Below are 17,793 nucleotides of genomic sequence, written 5' to 3' on the forward strand. Positions count from 1 at the left end.
CCTTGCGAAATTCTCCATCCATAGCCTCTCATTGGGAGCGGCGCGACCTTTGAAGGTTTGGATGGAGATGGATAGCGAGGCTTGCGTAGAGCAAGCCCATGTACTAACTTCAGTGCACTGCGAAACCCTGCATAATGGGCTTGGTGGCTGAGACAACAGCCTACACGACAGACAGATAAGCCTCTGGAAAAATACTCAAGCGTCACCGTTGCTGGACTAACTACGAGAAACAAATCAGGAAAACACAACCGTTTTCTGGCTTCTACCGCCGATGCGCTGGGACACGGCGTATGTGTAAAGAGTTCCCCTGTCGTGGTTCGGCAACCTGTACGACAGCGAGAGACTATGTTATTTGACATAGTGGGTCGCACGTAATTCCCGATTAGAAGCCCCCACTAGAATCGGCTTGCCGATTTAGTGGAGGGAGTGTGTCACTTGCCTGGGTATTGAACGGTGTTCGAGTATTTTCTACATGGCAAAAAAGATATACCTCTTTTGCCATGACCCAAGCCCTATACCACCAACCGAGGGAGTCTATCACCGCGCGGAAGCTGCACTCACTCATACCAGTTTCTCCGTCATTCCTGCGAAGGCGGGAATCTACCAGGGCAGTGGCTCCCAGCCTTCACGGGATGACGATGGGACATTTTTCTCTGCTACTTCCCTGAGACTATCAATCGAGCGCCGTCTTGGTGCCATCAGCATGCCACTGATACACGACAAAGCTAAAGTCTTTGAGGTCGCCCTTACCATCGAAGGTCAGCTGTCCGGTGGGAGTCGCAAAAACATTTCGACGCAGCACTTCAGCGACTTCCTCAGGGTCTTCATTTTTAGTTATCTTCATGCCGTCTGCCATGACCTGAACAGCAGAGTAAGCCGGGAAAACAAAGGGACCTGATGCATCATCGCCTTTTGCCTTGATAGCTTTAACCAGTCTGGCATTGGCCGGGTCCTGATCGAAACTCTTTGGCAGGGTAACCAGTAAGCCTTCTGAAGCTTCGCCGGCAATAGCAGATATATCTTTGTTACCCACGCCTTCCGGTCCCATAAACGGTACCTTCAAACCCTTCTCAGCACTCTGGCGCAAGATCAAACCCAGTTCAGGGTGGTAGCCGCCATAGTAAACAAATTCGACATTTTCTCTTTTCAGCTTGGCAATGAGCGCAGAAAAGTCTTTGTCACCGGAGGTAACGCCTTCAAACACCGCTACATTAATACCTGCCTTTTCCACAACGTCCTTAACCGCTCTGGCAATACCTTCGCCATATTGTTGTTTGTCGTGGATCACGGCCATTTTTTTTGGCCTGATTTTTTCAACGATATATTGTCCTGCGGTTGGCCCCTGCAAACTGTCCAGACCGATGGTGCGGAAAATCATTTTATAACCACGGCTGGTAATATCCGGGCTGGTTGAAGCCGCGGTAATCATTAAAATGCCTTCGTCTTCGTAAATATCAGAGGCTGGCTGAGTGGAGGAGGAGCACAGGTGACCAACAACAAAACGGAGCCTCTGGTTAACAATTTTGTTCGCTACTGCTACGGCCTGTTTAGGGTCGCAGGCATCGTCGTAAACAATGGCTTCCAGTTGCTTGCCATTAACACCGCCCGCTTTATTGATCTGCTCAATCGCCATTTTGGCACCGATAAACTGCATATCCCCATACTGTGCAACCGGGCCTGTTACAGGACCCGCCAGTGCAATTTTAATGGTATCCTCAGCCCGGGCCATACCTATGCCCCCAGCCAACAGCACGGATGCCGCAAGGCTTAATAATGTCTTTTTATTATTCTTCATTGTTTTGACGCCCCTTCCTGAAGGATGATTGCGATTTGTTATTTTAAAATCCCTGGTGCTTACCATTGGCTATATTAATAATTTTTTACAGTCATATCAGCAACTATGTGCTTCTTTTTACCATGATTTTTTCATTGCCTGAGCAGGCAGGCAGCCCCCCCCTCCCCAATGGCTTCTTATAAGACATAAGTCGAAATTCCGACCAAAGTCGCAGGGAGAAATATCAGTAACCACTTTAAACTGACTGATATAAAAGGAAAAAACTCAATCAAAGGCTCAAAAAACAATAACAACATCAGAAAAGCCTGTCATAGAGGAAGCTTTACTATGGAAATGAAAGACAATATGAAGGGTTACGACTATAAGCTTGGATTCAGCGAACTTATCATACTGACCCTATCATTTGGCAGCATTCTCGCAGCCTTGCATTTTTTCTTAGGCAGTGTTTTCTAAAGCGTTTTCTGATCGCAGTATGTGCAACAAGATTCATTAAAAGCGGCCGGTTTAACCGGCCGTTTTTAATGAACAGGAAGTAATCATCAGGCAGTGATGGTTTTCACGCCTTCTTCAGTACCCAGCAACAGTACATTGGCTGGTCGGGCAGCAAATAAGCCGTTAGTGACTACACCAACGATCTGGTTGATTGCCTCTTCCGTAGCAACCGGATCAATAATTTGCATATTCCAGACATCCAGAATGACATTACCATTGTCAGTCATGACGCCTTCCCGGTAAGCCGGATCACCACCCAGCTTAACCAGTTCACGGGCAACATAGCTGCGAGCCATTGGAATCACTTCAACGGGCAGAGGGAACTCACCCAACACATCGACTTTCTTGCTGCCATCCGCAATGCAGATAAATTCATCCGCCACGGCCGCTACAATTTTTTCACGGGTCAGTGCCGCGCCACCCCCTTTGATCAGGTGCAAGTGTTCATTGGTTTCATCAGCGCCATCGATATAAAAGCGCAGGCTGGAAACACTGTTCAGATCATAAACGGGAATACCGTGACCTTTAAGACGTTCTGCAGAGGCTTCAGAACTGGCCACACAGCCATCAAATTTCGTCTTGTGATCTGCCAGGGCATCAATAAAGAAGTTAGCGGTTGAACCTGTACCGATACCAATGATCATGTCATCTTCCAGATGTGGAAGAATACGTTCCAGAGCGGCTTCTGCCGTTGCCTTTTTCAGTTCGTCCTGAGTCATTACGTTACCTTCACCAGCATGGGACATGGGGAAAACGGGAATTATACTACTCAACCCAAGCCGATTTCCTTTAGAATGCAAAAAACTAATGAAACTCCAAAAAAAGTCAGTACAAATAGCAGAACAAAATGCCTCACCATTATATAAGAAAGATTCTGGAAGCCAGAGTCTACGATGTCGCGGTGGAAACACCTGTCGATCCAGCCCCTTTCCTGAGCGAGCGTCTGGGCAATAATATTCTTCTCAAGCGGGAAGACCTGCAACCGGTGTTTTCTTTCAAAATTCGTGGTGCCTATAACAAAATTGCCCAGCTTAACAAAGAACAGAAAAGTCGCGGTGTCATTGCCGCTTCAGCAGGTAACCACGCCCAGGGCGTAGCACTGGCAGCAAAAAAACTGGGCATTGACGCCATTATTGTTATGCCCACCACCACACCGGAAATAAAGGTTCGGTCCTGTAAAGCAAGAGGTGCCAGAGTCATTCTCCATGGAGACGCCTTTGACCAGGCACTGGAACATGCCCTGGAACTGGTTGACCAGCATGGTTACACCTTTATCCACCCTTACGACGACCCGGATACCATTGCCGGACAGGGAACCATCGGCATGGAAATACTCCGCCAGCATACCGGTCCGCTGGATGCCGTTTTTGTTCCTGTCGGCGGTGGAGGACTGGCTGCCGGTATTGCCACCTACATCAAGTATCTCCGTCCGGACATCAAAGTGATTGGCGTTGAATACGAAGAGTCCGCCTGCCTGAAGGCTGCATTAGACGTCGATGAACGTGTAGTACTCCCCCATGTTGGCCTCTTTGCTGATGGTATTGCCGTGGCACAAATTGGTGAGGAAAGCTTCAGGCTTTGCAGGGAATATATTGACGAAGTCATAACTGTCAGCGCCGATGAAATCTGCGCCGCCATAAAAGACATCTTCGATGACACCCGTTCGGTCTGTGAAACCGCAGGCGCAACGGCGGTTGCAGGTTTGAAGAAATACGTAGAGCAGGAAGGCGTTCAACAGCAAACACTGATGGCAATAGACTCCGGTGCCAACGTTAACTTTGACCGTCTGCGCTATGTGTCTGAACGGGCAGAACTGGGTGAAAAGCGTGAGGCGATTATCTCCGTCACTATCCCGGAATGCCCCGGCAGTTTTAAAACTTTCTGCGAAACACTGGGCAAGCGCAGTGTCACCGAGTTTAACTACCGTTATCACGACCCGGTTAATGCCCGTATTTTTGTGGGTGTTCAGGTGCATCCGGACCAGATGCCCATCGATAACCTGATCAACGAACTGCACGACAAGGGTTATCCGGTAGAAAACCTGACGGATAACGAGATGGCGAAACTGCACGTTCGCCATATGGTCGGTGGACACAGCAGCGCCATAGATAATGAGGTGGTTTACTGCTTTGAATTCCCGGAGCGTCCCGGGGCTTTACTCAACTTCCTGAACAAGCTGGGTAAACGCTGGAATATCAGCATGTTCCATTATCGAAATCACGGCGCTGCCTATGGGCGTGTCGCGGTTGGTCTGGATGTTCCACCAAAGGAACAGGTGCATATCAGTGGTTTCCTCGATGAAATCGGCTACCGCTATTGCGAAGAAACCAGCAACAAAGCTTATAAAGCATTTCTTGGTTAGTGCCTTTGCCCAAATCTGATGACGGGAGTCTTATGGCTCCCATCACCAAGCCGGGCTAAGCCAGCCCATGGCTGCCGATAACATAATCCCGCTATTAACATACTCAGCCAGTATGATATTTCTGTTGATCATTGATCATTAATCATGGCCACACTAGCCAACTTGACGATTTCAGCAGCACCATAAAGCCTGTGCTACTTTGTATGTTCTTACATCGGAATGTGCTTTACGCTTTCAACAATGAAAAACCTTCAATAGGAAGCCAGCAACAGGAAGCCAGACCGAAACCTTAATATAAGCTGGAAGTAAAAAAATGTATCGTAATTCAGACAACCTGAAAAAATGTCTGCCTGGGTTAGTTTTTTTGATCCTTGTTTCCTGCTACAGCTACTCAGCCGCTATTCCAATTCCATACACTGATTTCATCAAAGAAAGATTGGTGCTTATCACTGGCTTTAATGATGATAAAGAATGGTCCTGCATGGCTTACCTTCAGAGTAGGGAACTCGCTGCCACCAGTACAGAGTGTGCGGAGCGAATTAAGAATTCAGAAAACCCAGACAATCTGACACTCATAAGAGAAACAGGAGAGTCACTTAAATTCACCCTGTCTTCTGATAAGCCAAAAAAGGGCATTCATTATCTCAAGCCAGAGCCTGGCCTTACTTTAGAAGGCGAGCTACCAACTGACTCTTTCCCAATCTTTGACCCAGACGAATCAATTGTTAATGTCTGGTATCCGTCTGGCAGTCACGAACAACTGACTTTTCAATCAATGCGATTACCAATGCAGGCTGGAGAACACCCAAGAATAAAAAAACTTTCCGATTTACCTTCCCCTGTATCCGGAACTCCTGTTTTTCATAATGGTCTACCCATTTGCATTTTATCAACAGATGGTCGTTGTGTTCGTTACGAGTACAGCACTTGCATGAAGTTCTGTAATCACTCCAGCTGCACCGTCGGCTATATTGACCCTGAGCGACCCGATAATACTTTTTTTTCTCTAGATTGTGGTCAATGGGCTTGGTGTGAATTTAATGTGAAGGGCAAAGAAGATTATTGCACCGGGGATACGTGGGCTTGCCAAAAGAAGAATTGCAATAGTTTTTTTAGCCATGACCATTGCGTCAAAAGTAGCTCAGATAAACAACTTCAATGCGATCCGAGTTATGTAGCGTATACAGCTGTGACATTACTGCCGGCATTTATTTTGGCTATTCCCATCGGCTTTATTGTTTATAATCGGTATTCAGGTGTATCCAGACCAGATACCCATCGATAACCTGGTCAACGAACTGCACTTACAAGGCATTTCCTGGTTCGTGAATTCAAGGTTAGGGGCGCAGCATTCAATAACTTACCGGGCTTTTGGCTGTTGGCTTTTGGCTATTAGCTGCTCATACAGCCAACCGCCAAAAGCCAACAGCGGTATATTATGTTCTGCTGCTTCCCTTAGTGTCTTTGCTCAAGTCTGATGACGGGAGTCTTATGGCTCCCATCACCAAGCCGGGCTAAGCCAGCCCATGGCTGCCGATAACATAATCCCACTATTAACATACTCAGCCAGTTTGATATTTCTGTTGATCATCAATCATGGCCACACTGATTTCAGCAGCACCATAAAGCCTGTGCTACTTTGTATGTTCTCACATCGGAATGTGCTTTACGCTTTCAACAATGAAAAACCTTTAATAAGAAGCCAGCAACAGGAAGCCAGCCCGTGACCTTAATATAAACTGGAAGTAAAAAAATGTATCGTAATTCAGATAACCTGAAAAAATGTCTGCCGGGGTTATTTTTTTTGATCCTTTTTTCCTGTAACAGCTACTCAGCCCCTATTCCAATTCCATACACTGATTTCATCAAAGAAAGATTGGTGCTTATTACTGGCTTTAATGATGATAAAGAATGGTCCTGCATGGCTTACCTTCAGAGTAGGGAACTCGCTGCCACCAGTACAGAGTGTGCGGAGCGAATTAAGAATTCAGAAAACCCAGACAATCTGACACTCATAAGAGAAACAGGAGAGTCACTTAAATTCACCCTGTCTTCTGATAAGCCAAAAAAGGGCATTCATTATCTCAAGCCAGAGCCCGGCCTTGCTTTAGAAGGCGAGCTACCAACTGACTCTTTCCCAATCTTTGACCCAGACGAATCAATTGTTAATGTCTGGTATCCGTCTGGCAGTCACGAACAACTGACTTTTCAATCAATGCGATTACCAATGCAGGCTGGAAAACACCCAAAAATAAATGCTGTTTGTGCTTTACCTTCCCCTGTATCCGGAACTCCTGTTTTTCATAATGGTCTACCCATTTGCATTTTATCAACAGACGGTCGTTGTGTTCGTTACGAGTACAGCACTTGCATGAAGTTCTGTAATCACTCCAGCTGCACCGTCGGCTATATTGACCCTGAGCGACCCGATAATACTTTTTTTTCTGTATTTTGTGGTGAATGGAGTGCGTGTTACTTTAATTTGATCTACAGAAATGATTACTGCACCGGGAATACGTGGGCTTGCCAGAAGAAGAATTGCAATAGTTTTTTTAGCTATGACGATTGTGTCAAAAGTAGCTCAGATAAACAACTTCAGTGCGATCCGAATTATACAATGTCTATTCGCCTGCCATTACTGGCGGCATCTATTTTGGCTATTCCCATCGGCATTATTGTTCGTAATCGGTATTCAGGTGCATCCGGACCAGATACCCATCGATAACCTGGTCAACGAACTGCACTTACAAGGCATTTCCTGGTTCGTGAATTCAAGGTTAGTGTCTTTGCCCAAATCTGATGACGGGAGTCTTATGGCTCCCATCACCAAGCCGGGCTAAGCCAGCCCATGGCTGCCGATAACATAATCCCGCTATTAACATACTCGGCCAGTTTGATATTTCTGTTGATCATCAATCATGGCCACACTTATTTCAGCAGCACCATAAAGCCTGTGCTACTTTATATGTTTTTAAATCGGAATGTGCTTTACGCTTTCAACAATGAAAAACATTCAACAGGAAGCTAGGCCATAACCTTAATATAAACTGGAAGCAAAAAAATGTATCGTAATTCAGACAACCTGAAAAAATGTCTGCCTGGGTTAATTTTTTTGATCCTTGTTTCCTGTAACAGCTACTCAGCCGATACTCCAATTCCATACACTGATTTCATCAAAGAAAGATTGGTGCTTATCACTGGCTTTAATGATGATAAAGAATGGTCCTGCATGGCTTACCTTCAGAGTAAGGATCTCGCTGCCACCAGTACAGAGTGTGCGGAGCGAATTAAGAATTCAGAAAACCCAGACAATCTGACACTCATAAGAGAAACAGGAGAGTCACTTAAATTTACCCTGTCTTCTGATAAGCCAAAAAAGGGCATTCATTATCTCAAGCCAGAGCCCGGCCTTGCTTTAGAAGGCGAGCTACCAACTGACTCTTTCCCAATCTTTGACCCAGACGAATCAATTGTTAATGTCTGGTATCCGTCTGGCAGTCACGAACAACCGACTTTTCAATCAATGCGATTACCAATGCAGGCTGGAGAACACCCAAGAATAAAAAAACCTTCCGATTTACCTTCCCCTGTATCCGGAACTCCTGTTTTTCATAATGGTCTACCCATTTGCATTTTATCAACAGATGGTCGTTGTGTTCGTTACGAGTACAGCACTTGCATGAAGTTCTGTAATCATCCTAACTGCAACGTCGGCTATATTGACCCAGAGCGACCCGATGATACTCTTTTTGCTGTACTTTGTAGTAGACGGAGTTCGTGTTACTTTAATTTGAAATATAGAAAAGATCATTGCAGCCGGAATACGTGGGCTTGCCAAAAGAAGAACTGCAATAGTTTTTTTAACGTTGAACGTTGCGTCAAAAGCAGCTCAGATAAACAACTTCAATGCGATCCGAGTTATGCAGCGTATACAGCTGTGACATTACTGCCGGCATTTATTTTGGCTATTCCCATCGGCATTATTGTTTATAATCGGTATTCAGGTGCATCCAGACCAGATACCCATCGATAACCTGGTCAACGAACTGCACTTACAAGGCATTTCCTGGTTCGTGAATTCAAGGTTAGTGTCTTTGCTCAAGTCTGATGACGGGAGTCTTATGGCTCCCATCACCAAGCCGGACTAAGCCAGCCCATGGCTGCCGATAACATAATCCCGCTATTAACATACTCGGCCAGTTTGATATTTCTGTTGATCATCAATCATGGCCACACTTATTTCAGCAGCACCATAAAGCCTGTGCTACTTTATATGTTTTTAAATCGGAATGTGCTTTACGCTTTCAACAATGAAAAACATTCAACAGGAAGCTAGGCCATAACCTTAATATAAACTGGAAGCAAAAAAATGTATCGTAATTCAGACAACCTGAAAAAATGTCTGCCTGGGTTAATTTTTTTGATCCTTGTTTCCTGTAACAGCTACTCAGCCGATACTCCAATTCCATACACTGATTTCATCAAAGAAAGATTGGTGCTTATCACTGGCTTTAATGATGATAAAGAATGGTCCTGCATGGCTTACCTTCAGAGTAAGGATCTCGCTGCCACCAGTACAGAGTGTGCGGAGCGAATTAAGAATTCAGAAAACCCAGACAATCTGACACTCATAAGAGAAACAGGAGAGTCACTTAAATTTACCCTGTCTTCTGATAAGCCAAAAAAGGGCATTCATTATCTCAAGCCAGAGCCCGGCCTTGCTTTAGAAGGCGAGCTACCAACTGACTCTTTCCCAATCTTTGACCCAGACGAATCAATTGTTAATGTCTGGTATCCGTCTGGCAGTCACGAACAACCGACTTTTCAATCAATGCGATTACCAATGCAGGCTGGAGAACACCCAAGAATAAAAAAACCTTCCGATTTACCTTCCCCTGTATCCGGAACTCCTGTTTTTCATAATGGTCTACCCATTTGCATTTTATCAACAGATGGTCGTTGTGTTCGTTACGAGTACAGCACTTGCATGAAGTTCTGTAATCATCCTAACTGCAACGTCGGCTATATTGACCCAGAGCGACCCGATGATACTCTTTTTGCTGTACTTTGTAGTAGACGGAGTTCGTGTTACTTTAATTTGAAATATAGAAAAGATCATTGCAGCCGGAATACGTGGGCTTGCCAAAAGAAGAACTGCAATAGTTTTTTTAGCTATGACAATTGCGTCAAAAGCAGCTCAGATAAACAACTTCAATGCGATCCGAGTTATGCAGGGTATATAGCTGTGTCATTACTGCCAGCTATTATTGCTTTTACCATCTGCATTGTTGTTTATAATTATCGCTAATTTATTATGCATAAACTCTGTTCCCATTACGGCTATTAATTTTCTTTGTGTTGTAAAAAACAGATTGCTCTATCGGGGTTTTCTAATGATTGCCTGGCAATGACCTACTCTCACATGGGGAATCGTTATCACGATCCGGTTAATGACCGTATGCACGTTCGCCATATGGTCGGTGGACACAACAGCGCCATAGATAATGAGGTGGTTTCCTCGATGAAATCGGCTACCACTATTGCGAAGAAACCAGCAACAAGGCTTACAAGGCATTTCCTGGTTAATGAGGTTCCTCTCCTCTCGCCGGCCTCATCAAACAGCGGTCAAAAAAATGCCGTCAGTTTCATTCCTGAAACTGACGGCATTTAATGGGTTTCTGTGGCAGCGTGGCGCGATTCCCGCCACCTTGCAAGCATTCTCTTAGAAGACTTTGAGAGTGTAGGTAGCGATCACTTTCAGGTCATTCCGGCTACTCTTGTCGATATTTCGCTTCGCATCCTTATTAACCGTATCCTCAGATCGCGCCGTGTCAGACACGCGCAGGAAGGATGGGAACACGCCAACCCAGAGGCCTTTCAGCGGCTCAGACTGGAAGCTGTACATAATCTGGAAGTCCAGGGCTTCCATCTTGCCGTCACGGTTTTCTGTGCTTGTGCCACGGTTATTGTACGCATCCCAGGCGTAGAAGGCATTGACACCCAGAGTCAGACCCGGAATACCCTGCTCGTCGAAGTTATAGCTCATACCGGCGCGGGCCACTTTCTGACCATCCCACAGGAAGTCATCCAGAGTGGAAGCGGTTTGAATGAAGTTGCGATGGTCAGAGTTACCCCAGGCCGTCAGTCGCAGCTGATACTCACCACTGTCAGGCGCATGGGTCTGACCGTAACCACCGACAAAGCTCCAGCCGCCGTGAGTCAGCACAGCACTGGAACTCCAGGTGTATTCCTGCTCGGCCTTGCCCCTGGCATCAACAATCATGTGTTTGCCAGCCTTGTCATCCTGATACTCGGCAGTCTGGTAATAAGTGGTCAGTGTCAGACGAGTGTCGTCTGAAAGGCCAAAGCCATAGGAACCAGCGAAGTGCGCATTTTTCCGGTAGCCCTTGCCTTCACCGGCAGCCAGTTCCATCCAGCCATTTTCACCTTCGTAGCGACCACCAAGGCTGTGGATGTATTTTACTACTTCTCCATGACCTGCCTTATTCTCAGTGTTGTTCTGGTGCCAGGAGTTAGTCATCTCCAACAGTTCATCGTTCCAGTCGTTCATGAAACGATCGGCATAACCGTAGGTCAGGGAGAGGTTCTCAAAGTGGCCTTTAGCTTCCGCGCCACGATAGGCATGGCCGTTAGCACCACTGGACGTACCGATAGTTCCCGCATGAATATCGGTAATACCGGCCTTGAAAAAGGCTCCCATCTTTTCATCACCAAACTTCATACGGAATCTGGCGCGACCCAGGCGGCTGGAGCTACGTTCCTTGCCCTTGTCTACGTCGTAGTACAATGTCTCTGACTGACCGTAGCCATGTCCACCCATCAGGTCGATGTTGGAGAAAGCGGAGACATCCATGCCAAACCAGTCCTCGTACCAGCCTGACTTCAGGTTAGCGTTCAGACCCAGGGTGTTCACCTTGATGTCCCGGTTATCATTTATGCCAATCTTTCCGTCCGTATTGGTGTACCGGTCACCCTTGGCATTACGCTGTCGTCCATAGTACATGATACCCATATCCATAGAGGCACCATCGATAAAACCTTTTCCGGTCTCCGCTACAGCAGCACCGGATGACATAGCCACTACTACTGTGATTGCGCTGGCAATCAGTGACTTCTTGAACATATTGGCTTTCCCCCTAAACCCCATGCTTTCCAAGTTCTTATAGAAAGGTAATGAATGGTTGATTGTGCTTTATCCAGCTCCCAATACCATTTGGGGGCTGGAAACGTTTTTATGTCAGCGGTTGGTATTCTATGTTCAATTTTACGTAAATGTAACCGGTTACAGCAACCGGTTACATCTTACATATGATGGTATTGATCTATGTCAGGCTCCGAATAGCAAAAATTCCAGCCTGTCGTGTGGAAACTGAGTAGCCATGTGAAATGTTGTCTATTCTTTGAACGCTCTAATCAAGCACTCCCTCATAACTGAGGAGTTAAGACAGACACTAACTGCCTTTCGAACTGTCTTTACCCCGCCTTCGCAAATCCTCAGTTTGCTGTTCGAAAGGACAAAATAATTTATAAGAGAGGTAAGTAAAAATGCTAAAGCAAAGAGCCCGGTTTTATTACCTGTTTCAGAATTTTTTGTTATGCCTTTTTTTAGCGTTCAATGTGTGTCATGCCAATGAAGTTGGGGGTGGCTTATCCCTGCCTAAAATCGACTGGTATCATTACACTCAGGGCAAAGATCTGGTTAAAGAGTCTTATTGGGTGGTAAAAAACCTGGAGAGTGAATCAATACCGGCATTTAATGAGATAAAGGTTTCATGGTCGCAGGTGGCCGAATCACACAATGCCACGGGGAAAGCCATTCGCCTGTGTTTTCAGTCGACGCAATATAAAAGGAAACCAGAGCCTTTGCATATTGATCTTGACAAAGAACACGGTCACAGAGTTGAACAAGAACAAAATTTATCTTCTGACCCTATAGCGATAACAACAACCCGATTGCTTTACCCTGGCCCGGAAACCGATACTGCAACCCTGCACTACAATTCCCAGCACTGGCAACTAAAACCGGATTGCCCCGTATTTACTACCACTGACGTAAACCCGGTAACACCTGCCAAAGTTACTATCAGGATATCAAGACCAGTCAAAACAAAACTTTCCAGAAACCTGTGGGCCCGGGAAGTAGTGGCTAAAGAAAAACCAGAATCTTACGCAGCCAGCGGAGGCAGTGATTGGGGAGACGATGATTTTTTCCACAAGAGGCCGGGGCATAGTTTTTTCAATCCTCTTTACCAATGGGGTCTGAAATGGGCGACCGTATCTGTAGTACCTGATCCCTTTGGCGGTGTAGTCAAAATTGTTTCTCCGGTCATTCAGCTGGTGATTAACCAGAATAATGGAAAAAGTCTATCCAGAGACATTCCCCTTTCACTGTGGCAACGCATGCTGACTAACGGACATCATCTGCACCCCGATCTGCTAAGGCTACTGGGGGAACAAAATAACCCTGAAACAGTTTACGAGAATTTTCTGGCGGAGCGTCTGGCTGAATTATTTTCCTACGTTCACCAGGAGTTAAATATTGGACCAATGTCCATGAAGGCATTACAGAATAGCCTTTATCCCCATGCTGTTGAGATCATTCCCGGACACAGTCCCAGTCCGGTCGGCTGCCCCGGAGGGACGCAACAAACCTCGTCAGGTGTTTCTGGTTGCTCGTCTTCAGGAGGTCAATACCCTAACAATCCTCCAAGTTACGAGGAAGCGACAAAGGAAAACGGCAGTAGCGGTGGTTCTGGTGATGGAGGTAAGGGAAATGGCTCAAACAACAATCTGTGCAAGTCGTGCGGAAAAACAGAAAGATATATGGCTAGGGAATATTGCAAGGCATGCCTGGTCAGAAGAAGTCAGGCGCAGCGTTCACAATCAACAACTCCGGTAGCCGCTTCTTTGGGCCAAAGGGTGCAGCTGCCAGAAATGCAACAACAAAATACTAATAATACTTTCTTATACAAGTCATTTCTGAACCTGACCGCAGATAACGTTAAAGCATTATTTGGCAGCACTAAAAACCTGAACATAGCAGCGTTAGCAGGTTTTATTTCAACTAAAATAGACACCAGTAATTTGAACAATCTGGAAACCCTTACGAACTCATTCTCTAAACTTATGCAAACAGGAGATCTAAAAAGTTTTATCATAGAGATAACACAATTTAATCCCGGGTTGAATGGACAGGAATTTAAGAATTTTAAATACAATTCTCTGGCAGAGCTTCTAACTGAGATTAATAAAAATTTTACTGTCTATTTTCCCGAAAACAACAACCCCGAAAACAACAACAAAGAATTAAAAAGTTTTCTAAAAAATCATCTGATAGTTGAAAATATTGATCAAAACAATACTTCCTCTACAATCGACGAAAAACAGCTAGAAGAAATTTTTTCAGAAATAAAAGACAGGCTGTTTGAGCCTTTGTCCAGTCGATTACATTCTCAATCAATTCCAATTGACCAAACAACGCTTGATTATTTAGATGACCTATCTGGTAAGCTGTTTGAGTACTATAACATCCATACCTTTGGAAATACTTTTTGGGGTGATTACAAATCTAGTTCCAGATTCATCAATAAAAGACCAGAAGTACGCATTTCAACCTTGCCGCAGATTGACGATCGAATAACCGACCATCCTGAAGAATTCAAGGTTATGTTGATATCCACTCTGTTCTTATCCGACCGACTCAATCTTCTGAATGGAGATAGAGTTGCTCGAGACCAATACCAACAACTGAAAGCATTTATTGCAGAAATGAACAGGGCAGCCAAACAGTTATTCAGTGACAACAGGGAACTGAAAATAAACATGTCGTACTATTTGCTAGTAACCTGTGGCATAACCGACGCTGAACCCATTCCATTAAACGACAAATTCAGCTTATTATCAGTAGAGCAAAATCAGGTACCAATCAGAAGTGCTGCTAGTGCCGATAACAGCCATACACAAATAGACCCGAACAAAAAGCTCTCAGGTAATACCAGTACAAGGGATTTAATAAAGTGGGCTAAAGAAATCAATGCGCAATGGATCCAGCTGGGCAAGTATCTTGAATTTAAAGAACATGAAATAAGCAACATTCAATATGACATAACTATACAGAGGCCTGAGGACAAAGCAGATAGATTATTAAATGATTTCAGTAGCCGCTCAGGTACTTTCCAAACGTTAGTTGAAGCTCTTCGCGATATGAAGCTGAATGAATTGGCCAAAAAAGTAGAAGCTGTAGCCAAACGTTGAAATTGGACATAGCAAAAAGCCCGACAGATTTCTCTATCGGGCTTTTCACAGCCTTGAGCGAACTCAAGGTAAATTGGGTGCCTGGCGATGACCTACTCTCACATGGGGAAGCCCCACACTACCATCGGCGATGTGTCGTTTCACTTCCGAGTTCGGGATGGGATCGGGTGGTTCCAACGCTCTATGGTCACCAGGCAAAACTGGTCGAGCCTTCGGCTCTCAAGCTGGAAGCTATAAGCTCGAAGCTGAACGCTCCTGGAATCCAAAATATACTTAAACAGCTTTGTTTATTCTTGCTCTACACTCTCTCACTATTGCGTACAGCTTCCGGCTTCAAGCTTATAGCTTCAAGCTCTGCAAATCGCTTTGGCGTTATATGGTCAAGCCTCTCGAGTCATTAGTACGGGTTAGCTCAACGCCTCACAACGCTTACACACCCCGCCTATCAACGTCGTAGTCTTCAACGTCTCTTATGTGACCTCTAGGGTCAAGGGAAGTCTCATCTTGAAGGGGGCTTCCCGCTTAGATGCTTTCAGCGGTTATCCCGTCCGAACTTAGCTACCGGGCAATGCGTCTGGCGACACAACCCGAACACCAGTGGTTCGTCCACTCCGGTCCTCTCGTACTAGGAGCAGCTCTCCTCAAACTTCCAACGTCCACGGCAGATAGGGACCGAACTGTCTCACGACGTTCTAAACCCAGCTCGCGTACCACTTTAAATGGCGAACAGCCATACCCTTGGGACCGGCTTCAGCCCCAGGATGTGATGAGCCGACATCGAGGTGCCAAACACCGCCGTCGATGTGAACTCTTGGGCGGTATCAGCCTGTTATCCCCGGAGTACCTTTTATCCGTTGAGCGATGGCCCTTCCATGCAGAACCACCGGATCACTAAGACCTACTTTCGTACCTGCTCGACATGTACGTCTCGCAGTCAAGCTGGCTTGTGCCTTTACACTAACCGCACGATGTCCGACCGTGCTTAGCCAACCTTCGTGCTCCTCCGTTACTCTTTGGGAGGAGACCGCCCCAGTCAAACTACCCACCACACAATGTCCCCGATCCCGGTTAGGGACCTGGGTTAGAACCTCAATATTGCCAGGGTGGTATTTCAAGGTCGGCTCCACGCAGACTGGCGTCCACGTTTCAAAGCCTCCCACCTATCCTACACAAGCAACATCAAGATCCACTGTGAAGCTGTAGTAAAGGTTCACGGGGTCTTTCCGTCTAGCCGCGGATACACTGCATCTTAACAGCGATTTCAATTTCACTGAGTCTTGGGTGGAGACAGCGTGGCCATCGTTACGCCATTCGTGCAGGTCGGAACTTACCCGACAAGGAATTTCGCTACCTTAGGACCGTTATAGTTACGGCCGCCGTTTACCGGGGCTTCGATCAAGAGCTTCGCCGAAGCTAACCCCATCAATTAACCTTCCGGCACCGGGCAGGCGTCACACCGTATACGTCCACTTACGTGTTAGCACAGTGCTGTGTTTTTAATAAACAGTCGCAGCCACCTGGTATCTTCGACCAGCCGGTGCTTACGGGGCAAGCCCTTCACACCAGCCGGCGCACCTTCTCCCGAAGTTACGGTGCCATTTTGCCTAGTTCCTTCACCCAAGTTCTCTCAAGCGCCTTGGTATTCTCTACCTGACCACCTGTGTCGGTTTGGGGTACGGTTCCTTTTGACCTGAAGCTTAGAAGTTTTTCCTGGAAGCATGGCATCAACCACTTCCCCACCGTAGTGGGTTCGTCATCAGTTCTCGGCTTTGTGGGTCCGGATTTGCCTGAACCCACAGCCTACGACCTTAAACAGGGACAACCATCGCCCTGCCGGCCTAGCCTTCTCCGTCACTCCGTCGCAGTCAAAAGGAGTACAGGAATATTAACCTGTTTCCCATCGATTACGTCTTTCGACCTCACCTTAGGGGCCGACTCACCCTGCGCCGATTAGCGTTGCGCAGGAACCCTTGGTCTTCCGGCGAGGGAGGATCTCACTCCCTTTATCGTTACTCATGTCAGCATTCGCACTTGTGATACGTCCAGCATGCCTCCCGGCACACCTTCAACCGCTTACACAACGCTCCTCTACCGCAATCAGAAGACAGATGACAGAAGACGGAGGACAGGTTGCTTAGAAGCTATTTCCAGCTTCTGTGTAATCCTGTCAACATCCGGGCTATTTGTTGGTATTCAGCCTTCAGAGCTTGCCATTGATTCAAGGTTATATAACCAAGGTCAAGACTGTATCTCGTCCAGACTCGCATTTCGTCGGCTGATCCGATGGCCATTAATAAAAACCTTCGAAACTCAGCGTTAGATACGCTTTATTTACCATAGCCTTCCGCAATGTTTGCGCAGATACCTTTACTGGCTCGACGCATTTGATCCGCTAACCCTGCAAATTGTTCGTGCTTCGGAAAATTCAAGCTCAGTGAGTGAATTTCCAAAGATACCTTGTAAGCTCTTTTGAATACTTCAAGGTCTTCAAAGCCATTAACAGTTTTAGCCGACTCATTCATTGCTTCTGTACATCTTTCAATGATGAAAGAGGGAACTATAGCAGCGAAGTGACGATTCATCGTTCTTCACTGTCTTCTGTCCTCTGTCATCTGTCTTCTGACCACCCGTAGCTTCGGTGAATAGTTTGAGCCCCGTTACATCTTCCGCGCGAGCCGACTCGACCAGTGAGCTATTACGCTTTCTTTAAAGGGTGGCTGCTTCTAAGCCAACCTCCTGGCTGTCTGGGCCTTCTCACATCGTTTCCCACTTAACTATTACTTTGGGACCTTAGCTGACGGTCTGGGTTGTTTCCCTTTCCACGACGGACGTTAGCACCCGCCGTGTGTCTCCCTTGATTGCACTCATC

The 17,793-nt window shown here is 46.2% G+C and carries 11 protein-coding genes and 2 rRNA genes (1 of these 13 cut by a window edge); 8 read left to right on the plus strand and 5 right to left on the minus strand.

Going from position 1 to position 17,793, the window contains the following annotated elements:
* Nucleotides 1–673: 673 nt before the first annotated feature.
* On the minus strand, nucleotides 674–1,795 hold the full coding sequence (locus NX720_RS06645) for a branched-chain amino acid ABC transporter substrate-binding protein (RefSeq protein WP_262600207.1): 1,122 nt from the start codon (nucleotides 1,793–1,795) through the stop codon (nucleotides 674–676).
* A gap of 327 nt (nucleotides 1,796–2,122) precedes the next feature.
* Between NX720_RS06645 and NX720_RS06650 the strand changes: the two genes are divergently transcribed.
* Entirely contained in the window at nucleotides 2,123–2,248 is a 126-nt protein-coding gene (locus NX720_RS06650) for a hypothetical protein (RefSeq protein ID WP_262600209.1), read from the plus strand.
* Nucleotides 2,249–2,334: 86 nt separating this feature from the next.
* Here NX720_RS06650 and rpiA read toward each other — a convergent pair whose 3' ends face one another.
* Nucleotides 2,335–3,006 (minus strand): ribose-5-phosphate isomerase RpiA, encoded by a 672-nt coding sequence (gene rpiA, locus NX720_RS06655; protein ID WP_262600210.1) that lies wholly within the window; start codon nucleotides 3,004–3,006, stop codon nucleotides 2,335–2,337.
* 128 nt (nucleotides 3,007–3,134) lie between these two features.
* Between rpiA and ilvA the strand changes: the two genes are divergently transcribed.
* The 6 genes from ilvA to NX720_RS06685 all read left to right on the plus strand — a co-directional run bounded on the left by ilvA (nucleotide 3,135) and on the right by NX720_RS06685 (nucleotide 10,320).
* Entirely contained in the window at nucleotides 3,135–4,649 is a 1,515-nt protein-coding gene (gene ilvA / locus NX720_RS06660) for a threonine ammonia-lyase, biosynthetic (protein ID WP_262600211.1), read from the plus strand.
* Between the two features lie 313 nt (nucleotides 4,650–4,962).
* Nucleotides 4,963–5,934, plus strand: coding sequence for a hypothetical protein (locus tag NX720_RS06665; RefSeq protein WP_262600212.1), 972 nt, complete (start codon nucleotides 4,963–4,965; stop codon nucleotides 5,932–5,934).
* Nucleotides 5,935–6,402: 468 nt separating this feature from the next.
* Complete coding sequence (locus tag NX720_RS06670) at nucleotides 6,403–7,374, plus strand: hypothetical protein (protein WP_262600213.1); 972 nt, start codon at nucleotides 6,403–6,405, stop codon at nucleotides 7,372–7,374.
* 336 nt (nucleotides 7,375–7,710) lie between these two features.
* Entirely contained in the window at nucleotides 7,711–8,682 is a 972-nt protein-coding gene (locus tag NX720_RS06675; RefSeq protein ID WP_262600215.1) for a hypothetical protein, read from the plus strand.
* Nucleotides 8,683–9,018: 336 nt separating this feature from the next.
* On the plus strand, nucleotides 9,019–9,957 hold the full coding sequence (locus NX720_RS06680; RefSeq protein ID WP_262600216.1) for a hypothetical protein: 939 nt from the start codon (nucleotides 9,019–9,021) through the stop codon (nucleotides 9,955–9,957).
* A 99-nt stretch (nucleotides 9,958–10,056) separates the two neighbouring features.
* Complete coding sequence (locus NX720_RS06685) at nucleotides 10,057–10,320, plus strand: hypothetical protein (protein WP_262600217.1); 264 nt, start codon at nucleotides 10,057–10,059, stop codon at nucleotides 10,318–10,320.
* A 51-nt stretch (nucleotides 10,321–10,371) separates the two neighbouring features.
* Here NX720_RS06685 and NX720_RS06690 read toward each other — a convergent pair whose 3' ends face one another.
* Nucleotides 10,372–11,793, minus strand: coding sequence for an OprD family porin (locus NX720_RS06690; protein ID WP_262600218.1), 1,422 nt, complete (start codon nucleotides 11,791–11,793; stop codon nucleotides 10,372–10,374).
* Between the two features lie 422 nt (nucleotides 11,794–12,215).
* Here NX720_RS06690 and NX720_RS06695 point away from each other — a divergent pair, with 422 nt between their 5' ends.
* On the plus strand, nucleotides 12,216–14,924 hold the full coding sequence (locus NX720_RS06695) for a hypothetical protein (protein WP_262600219.1): 2,709 nt from the start codon (nucleotides 12,216–12,218) through the stop codon (nucleotides 14,922–14,924).
* Nucleotides 14,925–15,003: 79 nt separating this feature from the next.
* On the opposite strand, the gene rrf is transcribed toward NX720_RS06695, so the two are convergent.
* A 5S ribosomal RNA gene (gene rrf / locus NX720_RS06700) occupies nucleotides 15,004–15,119 on the minus strand.
* A 181-nt stretch (nucleotides 15,120–15,300) separates the two neighbouring features.
* A 23S ribosomal RNA gene (locus NX720_RS06705) occupies nucleotides 15,301–17,793 on the minus strand; it runs 926 nt beyond the window's last position.

The sequence above is a fragment of the Endozoicomonas euniceicola genome (genome assembly GCF_025562755.1).
Lineage (GTDB): Bacteria > Pseudomonadota > Gammaproteobacteria > Pseudomonadales > Endozoicomonadaceae > Endozoicomonas_A > Endozoicomonas_A euniceicola.

Coding starts and splice junctions, on each gene's coding strand:
- NX720_RS06670 (WP_262600213.1), top strand. CDS start 6,403: ATGTATCGTAATTCAGATAACCTGAAAAAATGTCTGCCGGGGTTATTT.
- NX720_RS06690 (WP_262600218.1), bottom strand. CDS start 11,793: ATGTTCAAGAAGTCACTGATTGCCAGCGCAATCACAGTAGTAGTGGCT.
- NX720_RS06695 (WP_262600219.1), top strand. CDS start 12,216: ATGCTAAAGCAAAGAGCCCGGTTTTATTACCTGTTTCAGAATTTTTTG.
- rpiA (WP_262600210.1), bottom strand. CDS start 3,006: ATGACTCAGGACGAACTGAAAAAGGCAACGGCAGAAGCCGCTCTGGAA.
- ilvA (WP_262600211.1), top strand. CDS start 3,135: ATGCCTCACCATTATATAAGAAAGATTCTGGAAGCCAGAGTCTACGAT.
- NX720_RS06665 (WP_262600212.1), top strand. CDS start 4,963: ATGTATCGTAATTCAGACAACCTGAAAAAATGTCTGCCTGGGTTAGTT.
- NX720_RS06680 (WP_262600216.1), top strand. CDS start 9,019: ATGTATCGTAATTCAGACAACCTGAAAAAATGTCTGCCTGGGTTAATT.
- NX720_RS06650 (WP_262600209.1), top strand. CDS start 2,123: ATGGAAATGAAAGACAATATGAAGGGTTACGACTATAAGCTTGGATTC.
- NX720_RS06685 (WP_262600217.1), top strand. CDS start 10,057: ATGACCTACTCTCACATGGGGAATCGTTATCACGATCCGGTTAATGAC.
- NX720_RS06645 (WP_262600207.1), bottom strand. CDS start 1,795: ATGAAGAATAATAAAAAGACATTATTAAGCCTTGCGGCATCCGTGCTG.
- NX720_RS06675 (WP_262600215.1), top strand. CDS start 7,711: ATGTATCGTAATTCAGACAACCTGAAAAAATGTCTGCCTGGGTTAATT.